At 66.6% G+C, this 15,758-nt stretch carries 13 protein-coding genes; 5 read left to right on the top strand and 8 right to left on the bottom strand.

Features of this window, described 5'->3' with window-relative positions; translation table 11 throughout:
• Positions 1-41: 41 nt before the first annotated feature.
• The gene (locus ACVISU_RS22100) at positions 42-1,412 is read left to right on the top strand and encodes an NAD(P)/FAD-dependent oxidoreductase (RefSeq protein WP_456708302.1); all 1,371 of its coding nucleotides are present in this window, start codon (positions 42-44) and stop codon (positions 1,410-1,412) included.
• Between the two features lie 65 nt (positions 1,413-1,477).
• On the opposite strand, the gene ACVISU_RS22105 is transcribed toward ACVISU_RS22100, so the two are convergent.
• From ACVISU_RS22105 to ACVISU_RS22120, 4 genes are all read right to left on the bottom strand, one after another.
• A complete protein-coding gene (locus tag ACVISU_RS22105; protein WP_456708303.1) occupies positions 1,478-2,284 on the bottom strand; it encodes a crotonase/enoyl-CoA hydratase family protein in 807 nt (268 codons plus the stop codon).
• Between the two features lie 47 nt (positions 2,285-2,331).
• Positions 2,332-3,372, bottom strand: coding sequence for a zinc-dependent alcohol dehydrogenase (locus ACVISU_RS22110; RefSeq protein ID WP_456708304.1), 1,041 nt, complete (start codon positions 3,370-3,372; stop codon positions 2,332-2,334).
• A 185-nt stretch (positions 3,373-3,557) separates the two neighbouring features.
• Positions 3,558-4,472: a phosphoribosylaminoimidazolesuccinocarboxamide synthase gene (locus ACVISU_RS22115; protein ID WP_456708305.1), complete on the bottom strand. Its 915-nt coding sequence runs from the start codon at positions 4,470-4,472 to the stop codon at positions 3,558-3,560.
• 81 nt (positions 4,473-4,553) lie between these two features.
• Positions 4,554-5,471, bottom strand: a complete 918-nt coding sequence (locus ACVISU_RS22120) for a pirin family protein (protein WP_050406223.1) — start codon at positions 5,469-5,471, stop codon at positions 4,554-4,556.
• Between the two features lie 176 nt (positions 5,472-5,647).
• Here ACVISU_RS22120 and ACVISU_RS22125 point away from each other — a divergent pair, with 176 nt between their 5' ends.
• The 3 genes from ACVISU_RS22125 (at position 5,648) to ACVISU_RS22135 (ending at position 9,077) form a co-directional block, all read left to right on the top strand.
• Entirely contained in the window at positions 5,648-6,223 is a 576-nt protein-coding gene (locus ACVISU_RS22125) for a GNAT family N-acetyltransferase (protein WP_456710877.1), read from the top strand.
• 53 nt (positions 6,224-6,276) lie between these two features.
• On the top strand, positions 6,277-7,332 hold the full coding sequence (locus ACVISU_RS22130) for a helix-turn-helix domain-containing protein (protein ID WP_456708306.1): 1,056 nt from the start codon (positions 6,277-6,279) through the stop codon (positions 7,330-7,332).
• 317 nt (positions 7,333-7,649) lie between these two features.
• Positions 7,650-9,077 (top strand): serine hydrolase domain-containing protein, encoded by a 1,428-nt coding sequence (locus ACVISU_RS22135; protein WP_456708307.1) that lies wholly within the window; start codon positions 7,650-7,652, stop codon positions 9,075-9,077.
• Positions 9,078-9,345: 268 nt separating this feature from the next.
• Here ACVISU_RS22135 and ACVISU_RS22140 read toward each other — a convergent pair whose 3' ends face one another.
• Positions 9,346-10,716 carry an MmgE/PrpD family protein gene (locus tag ACVISU_RS22140; protein WP_456708308.1) on the bottom strand — a complete coding sequence of 457 codons (1,371 nt, stop codon included), beginning with the start codon at positions 10,714-10,716 and terminating at the stop codon, positions 9,346-9,348.
• 147 nt (positions 10,717-10,863) lie between these two features.
• On the opposite strand from ACVISU_RS22140, the gene ACVISU_RS22145 reads away from it, so the two are divergent.
• On the top strand, positions 10,864-12,003 hold the full coding sequence (locus tag ACVISU_RS22145) for an FUSC family protein (RefSeq protein ID WP_050406227.1): 1,140 nt from the start codon (positions 10,864-10,866) through the stop codon (positions 12,001-12,003).
• A gap of 108 nt (positions 12,004-12,111) precedes the next feature.
• On the opposite strand, the gene ACVISU_RS22150 is transcribed toward ACVISU_RS22145, so the two are convergent.
• The 3 genes from ACVISU_RS22150 to murA all read right to left on the bottom strand — a co-directional run bounded on the left by ACVISU_RS22150 (position 12,112) and on the right by murA (position 15,610).
• Positions 12,112-12,768: a 2-hydroxychromene-2-carboxylate isomerase gene (locus ACVISU_RS22150; RefSeq protein WP_050406228.1), complete on the bottom strand. Its 657-nt coding sequence runs from the start codon at positions 12,766-12,768 to the stop codon at positions 12,112-12,114.
• Positions 12,769-12,790: 22 nt separating this feature from the next.
• Positions 12,791-14,188 (bottom strand): MATE family efflux transporter, encoded by a 1,398-nt coding sequence (locus tag ACVISU_RS22155; protein ID WP_456708309.1) that lies wholly within the window; start codon positions 14,186-14,188, stop codon positions 12,791-12,793.
• Positions 14,189-14,317: 129 nt separating this feature from the next.
• Positions 14,318-15,610: a UDP-N-acetylglucosamine 1-carboxyvinyltransferase gene (gene murA, locus ACVISU_RS22160; protein ID WP_456708310.1), complete on the bottom strand. Its 1,293-nt coding sequence runs from the start codon at positions 15,608-15,610 to the stop codon at positions 14,318-14,320.
• Positions 15,611-15,758: the final 148 nt, after the last annotated feature.

Consider the following 15,758-nt stretch of genomic DNA (forward strand, 5'->3'; position numbering starts at 1 on the left):
AATCATTGCAGGCCCCGCAACGGGCCTTTGGGAGACTATGCGTGAAGACCAATGACGTCGAAATCCTGGTGATCGGTGCGGGCATCGTCGGCATCGCCACGGCCTACTACCTCGCCGTCCAGCACAAGCGGTCGCGTCTGCTGATCGTCGACGAAGGCCAGCCGATGGCGGTGACCTCGGCGCAATCGGGCGAGAACTACCGCAACTGGTGGCCGCATCCGACGATGGCCGATTTCACCAACCACAGTACCGACCTGATGGAGGAGATCGCACGCCGCAGCGACAACCGCATCCACATGACGCGGCGCGGATATCTGCTGGTCACGCGCGAGGAGAAGCCTGAGGCGCTGCTGCAGCAGCTCTACGCCGGCTACGGCGAGCAGGCTGCAAGACTGATCCGCCTGCATGAAGGAGCAAGCCGCGGCTATGTGCCGCCGCATTCGGCGGACTGGCAGCGGGCGCCTGACGGCGTCGACGTCCTGCAGGGGCGCGATCTGATCCAGGCGCATTATCCGACGTTCGACAAGGAGGTTACAACCGCGCTGCACATCCGCAGGGCGGGGGACATCAGCGGTCAGCAGCTCGGCCAGTACATGCTGGAGACCATGCGCCCGCTGGGTGCGCAGTTTCAGCAGGCGAGGGTGGTCGGCATTGCGAAGAGCGATCGCTTCGCCGTCGACGTGCTGGCCGATGGCGCGCGGCAGACCATCAAGGCCGATATCATCGTCAATGCCGCGGGGCCGTTCGCCGCGGATGTCGCGGCGATGCATGGCGAGCAGCTGCCGATCGTCAATGTGCTGCAGCAGAAGATCGCCTTCGCCGATCGCAACCGCGCGGTCGATCGCAGGATGCCGTTCGCGATCGATCTCGACGGCCAGACGCTGGCCTGGTCCGACGACGAGCGCGAGGCGCTGTCGGCGGCGCCGGAATTCGCGCGCCTGCTGGCGCCGATGCCGGGCAGCATCCATTGCCGGCCCGACGGCGGCGATCACGGCGAGTGGATCAAGCTCGGCTGGGCCTTCAACACCGAGCCGACCACGGCGCCGGTCCGCGAGCCGGAGCTCAATCCGTATTTCCCTGAAGTCGTGCTGCGTGCGGCAAGCCGGCTGCAGCCGCGCCTTGCGCAATATCTCGGTGCGCTGCCACGCGACCGCGTGCACTACGGCGGCTACTATCCGATGACGAAGGAGAACTGGCCGCTGATCGGCGCGGCGAAGACATCGGGCGTCTTCCTCGCTACCGCGCTGTCGGGTTACGGCACGATGGGCGCCTGTGCTACCGGTGATCTCTGCGCTCGCGTCGTGGCCGACGCGCCGGCGCCCGCATTCGCCCGCAGCCTCTCGCTCGCGCGCTATGACGACAGGGCGCTGATGGCCGAGCTCGCGGCGAGCGAAAGCCGCGGGTTGCTGTAGTTCAACTCACCCTCGTAGCCCGGATTGCGCTCCGCTCCATCCGGGCTACGTCCACGCAGATCGCCTTAACCGTTGCCGCCCTCATTGCCGAAGGCGCCGTGGCGGCCGACGCCCGACGCAAAGCGCGTCGCACCCGCCAGCGTTTCGCCCGACCTGATCACCTCGAGCCCGCCGCGCATCTCGTTCCTGATCGCGTCTTCTTCCTCCAGATCCCACTGCCGCAGCGCCGACAGGCGATCGGCGCGCATGCAGTTCTGCGGGAATTTCGCAATGTCCTTGGCAAGCGCAATGGCGTGCGCGCGCGTCTCGCCCTTCGGCACCAAGCGGTTCGCGAGCCCCATGCGAAATGCCTCGGGCCCTGCGACTGGACGTCCGGTGAGGATCAGATCGATCGCCTGCGAATGGCCGATCAGGCGCGGCAGGCGGATGGTGCCGAGGTCGATCAACGGCACGCCGAAGCGACGGCAGAACACGCCGAAGGTGGCGTCCTCGGCGACGACGCGCATGTCGGCCCACAGCGCAAGCTCCATGCCGCCGGCGACCGCAAAGCCCTCGATCGCGGCGATCACCGGTTTCGACAGCCGCAGCCGGCTCGGTCCCATCGGCGCGATCGTGTTGTGGCCGCCGATCTCGCGCTTCTTCTCGGGATCGCCCGCCGCCACTGCCTTGAGGTCTGCGCCGGCGCAGAAATAGCCGCCGGTGCCGGTGAACACCGCGACCGATGCGCTTGCGTCGGCGTCGAAGGCAAGGAATGCGTCATACAGCTTCCGCGCGGTGGCGCCGTCGACGGCGTTGCGGTTGTGCGGACGGTTGATGGAGATGATGGTGACGGGACCGTCGCGCTCGACGAGCACGGTATCGGCATCGGACATGGATCGCTCCCTGAGTTTGTTGGTTGGAGCCAACCTAGCGGTCCCGGTCAGGCAATGCCATCGCGAACGAAAGCGACGCGGATGGTCGGGTCCCCGATCGCCTCATGCGCATCCTCGAAGCGAACGCGGCGGGTGATGACGTGTTCTGGGTGGTAATCGCCTGCCGCAACATGGGCAACGCAATCCGGCAGTTCGGCGCGAACATTGACGCGGCTGACCTTCAGCGTGATGCCGATTCCATACATATGCCGCAGCGGCACCGGCGTGGTCTCGGCAAAGTCGCCATACATCCGCTGGCAGATGCCGTTCGGTTCCGTTGCGCGGAATGCCAGCAGGGTGCTGGCGTCGGTCGCGGCCGCATCGATCACGATCGGGAACAGGCCGGGCGGCTCGATCGACAGGCCGCTTGGGGCTTCGATGATGTCTGCACCGAGCGACTTCGCCTTGGCAAGGCGCGGCGCGTGGTCGTCGAGATAGACGACGCGGCTCGCACCGCGCGCCACCGCCGCCTGCACCGCGAACATCGCGAGCGACTGGGCGAAGCCGCCGATCACGAGCACGTCGGCGCCGGGCCGTTGCGTGAGCCAGCGCGCCACCGCGCTGAACCCGTCGGTCGCGCCGTCGGCCAATCCCGCGGTTTGCGACAGGGCATGGCCGTTCGGCTGGCGGACCAGCATGTGATCGGCGAACGGCACGCGGATCAGGTCGGACAGACCGCCGCCATACTCCACGCCGCAGACCGGCTTCAACCCGTAGGAGGAACGGAAGGGCACCGCCGTACAGGCATTGGTGTGTCCGCGGCGGCAGCGGTCGCAAGCCCCGCAACTGATCTGGAACGGGACGATGACGAGGTCGCCAGGCGCGAAATTCCTCACGGCGCCGCCGACGTCGACGATGCGGCCGGCGGTCTCATGTCCGAGCGCAAATGGACCTGCGAAGCCCGATCGGCCATGCACGATCGCAAGATCGAGATCGCAGCGCGTCACCGCGAGCGGCTGCACTAGCGCGTCGCGGTCATCCTGCAGGCGCGGTGAGGGAACGTCCCACCACTCGACCTTGTTGCCGCCGATATAAGTCAATTGCCGCATCGTGCACTCTCCGTTTTGGTCGGAGAGTGCAGGGAGGCGGCGGTGACGACAAAAGGTATGTCTTCAACAGGGGTGAATGGGATTCACCTCAGGCCGTCATTGCGAGGAGCGGAAGCGACGAAGCAATCCATGCCTCCGCAATCGGCGAAGTGGATTGCTTCGCTTCGCTCGCAATGACGGAGAGGTCAGACCTTCAGCTCAGTCCCCGTCACACGGCGATACGCTTCCAGATACCGCTTGCTGGTCGCATCCACCACGCTGGCGGGCAGCGGCGGGGCGGGGGCGTCGCCGTTCCAGCGGCCGGCGTGGCGCTCGACGTCGAGATAGTCGCGCAGCGGCTGCTTGTCGAAGCTCGGCTGCGGCTGGCCGGGCTTGTAGGCATCGACCGCCCAGAAGCGCGACGAATCCGGCGTCATCACCTCGTCGATCAGGATGATGCGGCCGTCCTTGTCGCGGCCGAATTCGAACTTGGTGTCGGCGATGATGATGCCGCGGGCGCGGCTGGTCTGCTCGCCGAAAGCGTAGACGTCGCGCGCCATCTTCTCCAGCGACGCAGCGACATCAGCACCCACGATCTCGCGCACCCGCTGAACGGTGATGTTCTCGTCATGGCCGGCCTCGGCCTTGGTCGCCGGGCTGAAGATTGCAGGCTCGAGCTTCTGGCTCTCGATCAGGCCCGCCGGCAGCTTCTCGCCGGCGAGCGTGCCCTCGGCCGCGTATTCCTTCCAGGCCGAGCCGGAGATGTAGCCGCGGATCACGCATTCGATCGGAAACACGGTGGTGCGCTTGCATAGCATCGCGCGGCCGAGGATGTCGGCGCGATGGTTCTTGAGTTCGGGCACCGCGCGGATGATCTCGTCGGCATCGGCGCTGATCATGTGATGCGGCACGGTGCCTTCGAGTTGCCGGAACCACCAGGCGCTGATCTGGGTCAGCACCGCGCCCTTCATCGGAATGGTTTCCGCCATCACCACGTCGAATGCCGAGATCCGGTCGGTGGTGAGCAGCAGCACGCGGTCGTCACCGACGGCGTAGATATCGCGTACCTTGCCGCGGCCGATCCGGGGCAGGGGCAAATCGCTGGACAGCATCGCGGTCATGGGCGTGGTCTTTCCGGGTGGCTTCAACGACGAGCGCCCGCACGAGCCGTGCGGGCGCGAGAGACTAACACAGGAAATAGCTCACTCCGGCAGCGGAATGAACTCGTGTTCGTGCGGAACTTGCGCGAAACGCCCGGTTTTCCAGTCCTGTTTGGCCTGCTCGATCCGCTCCTTCGAGGAGGAGACGAAATTCCACCAGATGTGGCGCGGCCCCTCCAGGGCGTCGCCGCCGAGGAACATCATGCGGGTCGGTCGCAGCGTCTTCACGGTGATGCGGTCGCCGGGCCGGAAGATCAGGAGCCGCGGCCCCTCGTGGCGGTCACCCGCGATCTCGACCTCGCCGTCGACGAGATAGATCGCGCGCTCCTCGTGATCGGGGTCGAGCGGCACCGAGGTGCCGGCCTGCGCGGTCACCTCGGTGTAGAACCAGGGCGAGACCATGCTGACCGGCGAGCTGATGCCGAACGCCGAGCCGGCGATGACGCGCGCGGTGAAATCGCGTTCCGAGATCATCGGCAGGTCGCCCGCGCCATAATGCTGGAACGACGGCGCGATCTCTTCCTTGCCGGCCGGCAGAGCGATCCAGCTTTGCAGGCCGAGCATCTTCTGGCCGTCGCGACGCTGCACGTCGGGGGTGCGCTCGGAATGCGCGATGCCGCGACCCGCGGTCATCAGGTTCATCGCGCCGGGCTGGATCTCCTGGATGTTGCCCTCGCTGTCGCGGTGCATGATGCTGCCGTCGAACAGATAGGTGACGGTGGCGAGCCCGATATGCGGATGCGGCCGCACATCCATGCCCTTGCCGGCGAGATATTGCACCGGACCGAAATGATCGAAGAAGATGAACGGCCCCACCATCTGCCGCTTGCCGTGCGGCAGCGCGCGGCGCACGGCAAAACCGTCGCCGAGATCGCGGGTGCGCGGCACGATGATCAGATCCAGCGCGTCGCAGGTCTTGGGATCGCCGAGTTCGGGATCGGTCGAGGGCTGCCAGCTCATGGTAAAGTCTCCTTCTTGCTTGCCTTGATCATACTCCAACCGTCGTCCCGGCCAAGGCAACGGGTCGGCGGGAAGCGCCGCCCGATGACAAGGCGCCGCACGAGCCGGGACGACGAAGTACTTCTGGCGTGTGCGCGTGCGTGATAACAGCGTAAACTTGGAAACCGGGGGTGCCGATGGTTTCTCTGATCAAGCCGGGCGCAAGGTTGTTGCAGGTCGATGGTCCCGTGATCGAAACCGCGCGGCTCATCCTGCGGCCATGGCGCGCATCCGACGTCGTCGACAACACGCGGATGCTGTCCGATCCCGAGACGGCGCGCTTCATCACGCCGGATCATCAGCCCGTCACCTCGGAGCTGAAGGGCTGGCGCAATGCGGCGGTCATCTCCGGCCACTGGGCGCTGCACGGCTTCGGCATGTTCGCGGTCGAGGAGAAATCCTCCGGCCGCTACATCGGGCGTGTCGGCCCGTATTGTCCGCCGGAATGGCCGGGCTTCGAGGTCGGCTGGGGCATTGCCAGGGAGTATCGCGGCAAGGGCTATGCGGTGGAGGCGGCGCGCGCCGCGATCGATTTTGTATTCGCGAACTTCACGGTCGACCGTATCATCCATTGCATCGATCCGGCCAACGTGGCCTCGCAGGCAGTGGCGCGGCGACTGGGGGCGGTGAACGAGGGCCCGGGCAAGCTCGAGGGCGATGTTGTCGATATCTGGGTCACGCAGCGCAGCCGCTGGCCGCGCGATGGTTCTTGAAAAATCGCCCCTGACGGACGATTCTCTGCTCACCTTGGAGATCGCACCGACCGATGACCTTTGCCGCGACCGAATTGTGCCTGCGCGCCGCCACCGTGACGCTGCTTCTGGTGCTCGCGGCCTCGATGGTCGCGGATTTCGGCAAGGTACTGGCCGGGCGACTTGCGGCCGCCTTCGCGCTCGGTTCGGCCGCGCATGCGGTGACCGCGTCGATCGGTGCCGGGCCGCCGGTCTCGGACTGGCATGCGCCGCTGATCGCGCTCTCGACCGGCGCTATCGTGGTGTTCTGGCTGTTCACGCGCGCGCTGTTCGATGATGCGTTTGTGCTGCGCTGGTGGCACGGCCTGATCTGGGCTGCGGTCGTGGCCTACAGCTTCGTCAGTTGCATATGGATCGCACCCGCCGGTCACGCACGGTTCGCGATCACCATGGTCAATTCGCTCTCGCTCGTCTTCATTGCGCTTGCGGTGGCACAGACCATCACCTCGTGGTCGGCGGATCTGGTCGAGCGCCGCCGCCGTGTCCGCGTCTTCATCGTCGTCGCCTCTGCGCTGTATGGCGGAATGAACGCGCTGCTTCAGATTGCCTATGCCGGCAGCCGCGTGACCGTGGAATGGGCCAATCTGGTGAACGCGGCCGTGCTCACTGCTGTCGTGGCCGCGATCACCTGGGCGATGATGCGCGTCGATGGCGCCGACCTGTTCACGGTGCCGGCGGAGGCCGTCGTGCTGACGAAGCCGGCCGCGGCCGAGGAGGCGGCAGACCGCAAGCTGGTCGACGCGCTGATGCGGCTGATGGCGGACGAGCGCATCTACCGCCACGACAACGTCACGATCGGCAGTTTGGCGACCCGGCTGAAGATCCCCGAGTACCGTCTGCGGCGGCTGATCAACCAGCGGCTCGGCTACCGCAACTTCAACGTCTTCCTCAACAACCACCGGATCGAGGAAGCCAAGGCCGCGCTCGCCGATCCCTCGCAGGCCGAAGTCCCCGTCATCACCATCGCCATGGACGCCGGCTTTCAGTCGCTCGGCCCCTTCAACCGCGCCTTCAAGGCGACCACAGGCGTGACCCCGACCGAGTACCGGAAGAAGGCCAACGCGGTGTAATCGTCGCTGGGCGGCTCCGCTGGACTCTCTCCCCTTGTGGGAGAGGGTCGCTTCGCGCAGCGAAGCGGGGTGAGGGGTCTGTCTCCGCGGATAGAGACCCCTCATCCGTCGCGGACTGCGCCCGCGCCACCTTCTCCCGCAAGGGGAGAAGGGAGAGGCTGCCTCGTCCCTAAACCACTACAATCGTTGAAAGATTCCAGAATCGGCGAGCCGTCCGCAATCCTCGACTAGCCCCATTTCCAAATCCGGCGAGCGCCACTGCGCCCGCTCCGGCCTGATCCCGGCCACGCGCCCATCGCGCGATGCCGGAGGATCCCGTGACCCGTCGAAAGCTCTTTCTCATTCTCGCCGCCAGCACCGCGTGCGGCGCGCTGGCGCTGTCCGCCGCCCGTGCCCGCGACGTGCCGAAGGTCGCAACCGGCTTTGTTGCGAATATCGTCTGCTCGGAGACCTTCGTCAGCGGCCTCGACCCCAGGCGAAACGTGACCGAGACCATCGATGCGATGCCCGGGGCTCGCCTGCTCACCTGGGCGATGGATACCGAGGTCGACCTCGATCGCCGCGACGTCACCGTGACGCTGTTCGGGCTCGGCCGCAGCCATGCGGTCTATCGCGAGGGGCTCGGCTGCACCCTCGAACATGGCGAGATGCTGGCCGATACCGCGCTTCCGCCTGCGAGGCCGCAAGCCGCGTCGCTGCCCGAGATCGCCGGTCCTGTGCTCGTCGCGCCGCAGAGCCCGCAGCTCGCGGCTGCGCTCGACCGCGCCTTTGCCGAGCCGGCGGAGCCGCCGTTCCGCCACACCCGCGCCGTCGTGGTGATGAAGGACGGCCGCATCGTCGCCGAGCGCTATGCCGACGGCATCGGCATCGAGACGCCGCTGCTCGGCTTCTCCATGAGCAAGTCGGCGATCTCGGCCCTGATCGGAATCCTCGTGCGCGACGGCAAGCTCGCAGTCGACCGGCCGGTGCCGATCGCGGCCTGGCAGGATCCGAAGGATCCGCGCCACGCGATCACGGTCGACGAGCTGTTGCGCCACACCGCCGGGCTTGCGCTCGGCAGCTCGCTGGAGGCGTCGCTGGCGTCCGTGCTCGAGCCGGTCAACCGCATGAAGTACATGGAATCGGACATGGCCGCCTTTGCCGAGCGCGCTGCACTGGAGAGCGTGCCCGGACGGGTCTGGAATTATCACGACGGCAACTACCTGATCCTCTCGCATCTGATCCGCAACGCCGCGGGCGGGCATGCGGCTGATGTGATGCGCTTCGCGCGTCGGGAGTTGTTCGATCCACTCGGCATGCGCAATGTCGTGATGCAGTTCGATGCTGCGGGCACGCCGGAAGGATCGGGCGCGATGATGGCGAGCGCACGCGACTGGGCGCGTCTCGGCCAGCTCTACCTCAACGACGGGATGGCCGGCGACAAGCGCATTCTGCCCGAAGGCTGGGTCAAGTATTCCGCATCGCCGACACCGAACGGCTGGGTCGGCATCGGCGCCGGCTTCTGGACCAATCTCGGCGACAGCCTTGGCGCCAACTTCCGTGTCAAGCACGGCTGGCCGCGCGACGCCTTCTTCGCCAAGGGCACGATCGGGCAGTATGCGATCATCGTGCCGTCGCAGCACCTCGTCATCGTGCGGCTCGGCCGCTCGCCGAACATGCCGCCCGAGGCGGACGGCGTGTTCGAGCTGGTTCGCGACGTGGTGACGGCGACCTCCACAACTGCGCGGCTCGCGGGCGGCAACTAACGGAGACGTCACGCAAGGCGGGGATTTCGTGATCATTGGAGGCGCGGAGCAGGCTCTCCGTCATTCCGGGGCGCGCCGCCTGGCGCGAGCCCGGAATCCATTTCCCCTCACGTGATGCGGTCCAGTGGATTCCGGGTTCTCGCTACGCGAGCCCCGGAATGACAGTGAGGTTTGATAACTAGAATCGTAACCATCCTTCTCGTCGTCCTGGCTTTCGCCAGGACGACAGGTGTAGGCGTGGCGTGTAGCCTGCGCCTCAGCGGCGCCCTTACTGCCTTCCCAGCTGCGTCGCCTTTTCCACCCGATCGAACCGCTCCAGCGTCAGGATCGCGTCGGCGAGCTGGTCGGCGCGCTTGTCGAGCACCGGGCGGGCCAGCGTCAAAAACTTCTGCTGCATCGCCTTTGCATCGGGGAACGAGGTCGGCTCACCCGAGGGGTCGGCATAGAGGCGCTCGTGGGTGCCGTCATCGGTGGTGATCGAGACGCGGGCGCCGAACGGGTGGGTGCGGCCGACTTCGAGGCGGTCGTCCTGCACCACGTCGAACTTGTCGGCGAGCGCGTCGATGGCCTTGTCGCCGAGGCGGTCGTAATCATCCCAGCCGAAATGGCCCTGGTCGAGCGCGATCGCGCCGGTGAAGAACATCGAGAACTGGCCGCCGACCACCGAAGTCGGGTGACGCTTGGTGGCGGCATCGCCGGTCAGCGTGATGCCGTTGCGGTGCAGGCCGATCTCGACCTTCCTGATCTGGTCCGGCGTCAGATTGTGCTCGCGCCGCATCGCGATCAGCGCGTCGATTGCGGCATGGGTATAGCGGCAGCTCGGATACGGCTTCACGCCGATCTTCAGCGTCTCGTAGGTGCTGCCGAGGCCGGCCACCGCCTTGTCCGGATGCGCGTCGTCGGTATAGCCGACCAGGAGGCCGTGCTTGCCTTCGACCGACTCGCTCGAACCGATGAAGTCGTTGCGCGCCAGGGTCGCAGCGATCACGCCGTTCATCGCGGCGGCGCCGACCTGGTAGCGCTTGTTCCAGGCGCCATTGACCAGGAATTGCAGCGAGCCGGCGGCCTGGCTGCCGGAGACGCCGAACGCGGAGACGATCTGCTCCTTCGACAGTCCGAACAGTTTTGCCGCCGCCGCCGCCGCGCCGTAGGTGCCGGCCGTCGCGGTCGGGTGGAAGCCCTTGGCGTAATGCGAGGTCGGATCGAGCGCGTTGCCGAGCCGGCAGCACACTTCATAACCGGCAACGATCGCGGTCAGCACGTCGCGGCCGGAGGCGCCGACCATCTCGCCGACCGCAAACGCGGCGGGCACCACCGGCGCGCTCGGATGCAGCGAGGAATCGGCGTGGGTGTCGTCGAAGTCGAGCGAATGGCCGAGCGCGCCGTTGAGCAGCGCCGCCACCGCCGGGGTCCAGGTCTTGCTGTCGCCGAACACCGTGGCCTCGCCCTTGCCGTCCAGCGCCAGCGCCTCCAGCATCTTCATCAGCGAGGGGGTCGATTCCGCGTCGCGGCGGGCGCGGATGGTGCTGCCCAGGAAATCCAGCGTCAAAACCTTGGCGCGCTCCAGCACCTCCGGCGGAATATCGGAATATTTCAGGTCGGCGACGTAGGCGGCGAGCGTTGCGGTTTCGTGGGCCATCGTGTTTCCTCAATTTTGCGGCGCAGGGTAGGCGGGCGGGTTTGGCCTTTCAAGCCACCTTGCCGCCGCGGGCAGCAGCCATGCTTCGGGTCGCTGGACGTCAAGTCATGTAACACGGGCCTTTCCATTGATTGCGGATCAGGGTGCATGAGGACCTTCGCAAAACGCATGTTCGACAAGCTTTGGACCCGCAAGACGCAACTGGCGCTGGCGGTCCGGATCGCGTCCGCCGGCGTGGCGGCCTATGTCATCGCGGTGGCGCTGAACCTCATGCTGCCGCTCTGGGCGGTGCTGACCTCGCTGATCGTGACGCAAATGAGTGTCGGCCGCTCGCTGAAGGCGACGCGGGATTACATGCTCGGCACCATCGGCGGTGCCATTTATGGCGGTGCGATCGCGGTGCTGATCCCGCATTCCGGCGAAGGCAGCCTGCTGGCGCTGCTGGTGCTGGCGATCGTGCCGCTCGCGTTTATCGCCGCGCTCAATCCCAGCCTGAACTCGGCGACGGTGACGGCGGTGATCGTGCTGCTGCTGCCGACGATGCATCATTCCAATCCGCTGGATTCCGCGATCGACCGTGTCCTCGAGGTGACCGTCGGCGCGCTCACCGGACTTCTGATCTCGTTCCTGGTGCTGCCGTCGCGCGCGGTCAGCCAGATCCGGGTCAATGCGTCAAAGCTCCTGGAACTGCTCTCGGCGGCGTTCGCCGAATTGCTCGCCGGCCTCACGCGCGGGCTCGACAACGACGCGCTGCATCGTATCCAGGACGGCATCGGCACCGCGGTGACCAATCTGCACGCGACCGGCCTCGAGGCCGAGCGCGAACGCACCATGCATCTGTCGTCGGGGCCGGAGACCGGTCCGTTGCTGCGAACGATCCAGCGTCTGCGGCACGACGTCGTGATGATCGGGCGCGCCTGCGTCGTGCCGCTGCCGGCCGATATCCAGGCCAGGCTGGCGCGGCCGCTGGCCGAGGTCAGCAAGGCGATCGTCACCTACATGATGGCGGTCGCGACCGCCCTGCGCGCCGGCAGCGGCCCGGCCGACATGGCGCCGGTCGATGCCGCGCTGCATGCCTATAGCGAGGAGGTCGCCGCGGTGCGCAGCGAGGGCCTGACCCGGGGCCTGCCGGTCGATGCCATGGAGCGGTTCTTCGCGCTCGGCTTCTCGCTCGACCAGATGCGGCAGAACCTCAGCGACCTCAAGCGCTGCCACAGCAATTGGTGCACCAACGAGGATGCTGCCGAGAAGATCGTTGCGGAAACGTCGGAGAAGAGCGCGGCATGACCTTGGGCTAGAGCATGATCCGGAAAAGTGCGAAGCGGTTTTCCGAAAAGATTATGCTCAAACAATGAGATGAGATCATGATGCGACTCTGAGGAAGCGCATCATGATCTAGGTCAAGCGGCGCGTCAGGCCTTTGCTCTCCATGCGCCAGATCAGCAGGTCGATTCGGTCCTGGCCGAAGAACGGCTCGTTCTCGAACACGAAGGTCGGTACGCCCCAATGGCCGGAGGCCGCGTGTGCGTTCTCGTTGTCCTTGATGACCGCTTCATAGCGATCGGGATCGGCCGTGATCACCGCATCCATCGCCGCGAGATCGAAGCCGGCGGCACCGGCGGCCTTGGCGAGATGATCGCCCTCGTTCCAGCCTTTTACCGAGCCGTCCCACAGCACGCGGCTGATCGCGGCCGTGAAGGCGAGTGATTGCCCTTCGAGCTGGGCTGCAGCGCCGAGCCGGGTCAGGCGATGGATGTAGGGCTGGTGCGCGGCGACGTCGAGCGTCGTCATGTCCTGCACGATCGGGTCCGGTCGCGGAAAGCGGAACGGGATGTTCTCATGCTCGGCGACGCGACGGGAGTCGAGCACGACATAGCGGGCGAATTGCGGATTGGTGCTCTTGAAGAAGCCGGGCACGCGCACTGCGAGCGGATAGACCGGCCGCAAATTCACCGCGAGGTCGTAGTCGGCGACCATCTTCAATGTCTTCGGCAGCGCCAGATAGCTGTACGGACTGCGGAATGAGAAGAACAGATCGACCGACAAGGTCATGCGCTAGCCTCCTCGTCGACCATCATCCAACCAGTCTGCGTGCCAGCAGGCGGAAACGCAAGATCAGGAGCGTCGCATAGACCGCAGTGCCGAGCGACAGCCCGATCCAGACGCCGGGCGCGTCGAGCCCGGCCCAGAACGCCAGCGCGGAGGCCGACGCGAAGCCGATCAGCCAGTAGCTGATGACGGCGAACAGCAGCGGCACCTGGGTGTCGTGCATGCCGCGCAGCGCGCCGGCGGTTGTGGTCTGCACGCCATCGGCGATGAAGAAGGTTGCGCCGATCAGCAGCAGCGTCGCGGTGAGCTGCGCGGTGGCGTCGGAGGCTTCGCCGAGGAACAGCGCTGCGATCTCGAAGCGCGCCAGGATCACCGCGAGCGTCATGACGCTCATGAACACGCCTGACAGCGCGACCGCGACAAAGCCGGCACGCTGCACCGCATCGGGGTCGCGGCGGCCGACCGCCTGGCCGACCCGCACGGTGGCGGCCATGCTGACGCCGAACGGCACCATGAACAGGATTGCCGCGATCTGCAGCGCGATCTGGTGGGCCGCCAGCGCGGTGGTGCTGATCAGGCCCATCAAGAGGCCGGCCGCGCCGAACAGGCCGTATTCAAGCAGGAACGCGATCGAGATCGGCGCGCCGATCGTAACCAGCCTGCCCAACAACGGCCAGTCGATGCGCCAGACCCGGCTGAACACGTGATACTTGCGGAACGGGCGGCGACGCGCCGCGAACCACACGCCGGCGAGGAAGGTGCCGAGATTGACGATCGTGGTCGCAAGTCCGGCGCCGAACATGCCGAGTTCGGGCATGCCCCATTTGCCGTAGAGCAGAAGATAGACCATCAGCGCATTGGCCGGGATCGCCGCGAGCGTGATCCACAGCACCGGCTCCGGCCGGTTCACCGCGCTCATGAAGCCGCGGATCGCGATGAAGCAAAGCGCCGGCAGGATGCCCCAGGCGAGCCCGAACAGATATTGCTGCGCCAGATGCGCGGTGGCCTTCGTCTGGCCGAGCGCGAGCAGGATGCGCTCGCCCTGGAACGGCAGCGCCATCAGCGGCAGCACCATGAAGAACCCCGCCCACAGGCCGACGCGGAGCGCGCGCCGCATCACCCGCGGATCGCGGGCGCCGAACGCCTGCGCGGCAAGCGGCGAGACCGCCGACATCATGCCCATGCCGATGGTGAAGCTGACGAAATACACGGTGTGCGCCAGTGCCGCCGCGGCGACGTTCTCGCTGCCGAGCCGGCCGATGAAGGCGAGATCGGTCGTCATCATCGCGATCTGCCCGAGCTGCGTCAGCGCCAGCGGCACGGCGAGCTTCAGCGTTTCCGCGAGCTCGGCCGTGAGCAGCTTGCGAGGTGGGACGACGGCCGTGCGCGACGCGGCCGGGTCGATCTTGTCGATGCAGGTCATGGTTGTGTGCCTAGCACGGCGGACCGGCCAAAAGCATGGCCAAGCTGCCCAAACGCGACGATCTCACGCAGAGGTCATCGCATCCCGAGTTGTCGTTCGCGCATGATCCCAGCGCGGGTTAGACGCGGATCACGATCGCGCGGGTATCCGCTTGATCTTGGCGCCGAGCGCGTTGAGCCGTTCGTCGATCCGCTCATAGCCGCGCTCGATCTGGTCGGCATTGTTGATGGTGGAGGTGCCGTTGGCGCACACCGCGGCGAGCAGCATCGCCATGCCGGCGCGGATGTCGGGCGAGTTCATCGGCGCGCCGCGCAGGCGGCTGGGACCTGCCACGATCGCGCGGTGCGGGTCACACAGTACGATCCGGCCACCCATCGCGATCAGATTGTCGACGAAGAACATCCGCGACTCGAACATCTTCTCATGCATCAGGATGATGCCGTCGCACTGCGTCGCAGTGACGATTGCGATCGACATCAGGTCCGCCGGGAAGGCCGGCCAGGGCTGGTCCTCGAGCTTCGGCACATGGCCGCCGAAATCGTCCTGGATCTTCATGGTCTGGTTCGACGGCACGACGAGGTCGTCGCCCTCGATGCCGCAGACGATGCCGAGCCGCTCAAAGCCCATCCGGATCGAGCGCAGATGCTCGACGCCGGCGCGCGCGATGCGCAGCGGCGACCGGGTCACCGCGGCGAGCCCGATCAGCGATCCGACCTCGATATGGTCGGGCTGGATCGCGAAACTCGTGCCGCCGAGCGTCGCCTGGCCGTGCACGATGATGGTGTTGGTGCCGACGCCCTCGATCCTGGCGCCGAGCGCGACCAGGAAATTGGCGAGGTCCTGCACATGCGGCTCGGACGCCGCGTTGCGCAGATAGGTGGTGCCGCGGGCAGCGACGGCGGCGACCAGCGCGTTCTCCGTCGCGGTGACGCTGGGCTCGTCGAGGAACACGTCGGCGCCCTTCAGGCGCGAGGCGCGGAATTCCAGCCGGTGCGTCGCGGTGACCGTCGCGCCGAGCTGCTCGAAGGCCAGAAAATGCGTGTCGAGCCGGCGGCGGCCGATCACGTCGCCGCCGGGCGGCGGCAGCGCGACCTCGCCGCAGCGGGCGAGCAGCGGCCCCGCCAGCAGGATCGAGGCGCGGATCCGCGCGCACAGCGCCGGATCGAGATCGGCGGCGCGAATCTCCCTGGCGTGGATCTGCAGCGTATTGCGCTCGGTCCATTCGGCGCTGGCGCCGACCGAACGGCACAGCTCGACCAGCGTCTCGGTGTCGCGAATGCGCGGCACGTTGGTCAGCGTGACCGGGTGCTCGGTGAGCAGGGCGGCTGCGATGATCGGCAGCGCAGAGTTCTTGTTGCCCGACGGCTCGATAGTGCCCGAAAGGCGGCGGCCGCCTTCGACGATGTATTGGATCGGCGGCACGCGGAATGTCCCCTAAACGCATCATCCAGATTTGGATTCGAACTTGGCCACGCGAAATTCCGCAACGGAATCAATGGCTGCCCGGCACCGTAACACAACTCCCGGCGTAGCTTCCACCCGAAAGGTAGCAGTGCGGCCGGGCGGATCG

The organism is Bradyrhizobium sp. USDA 4452 (genome assembly GCF_054063575.1).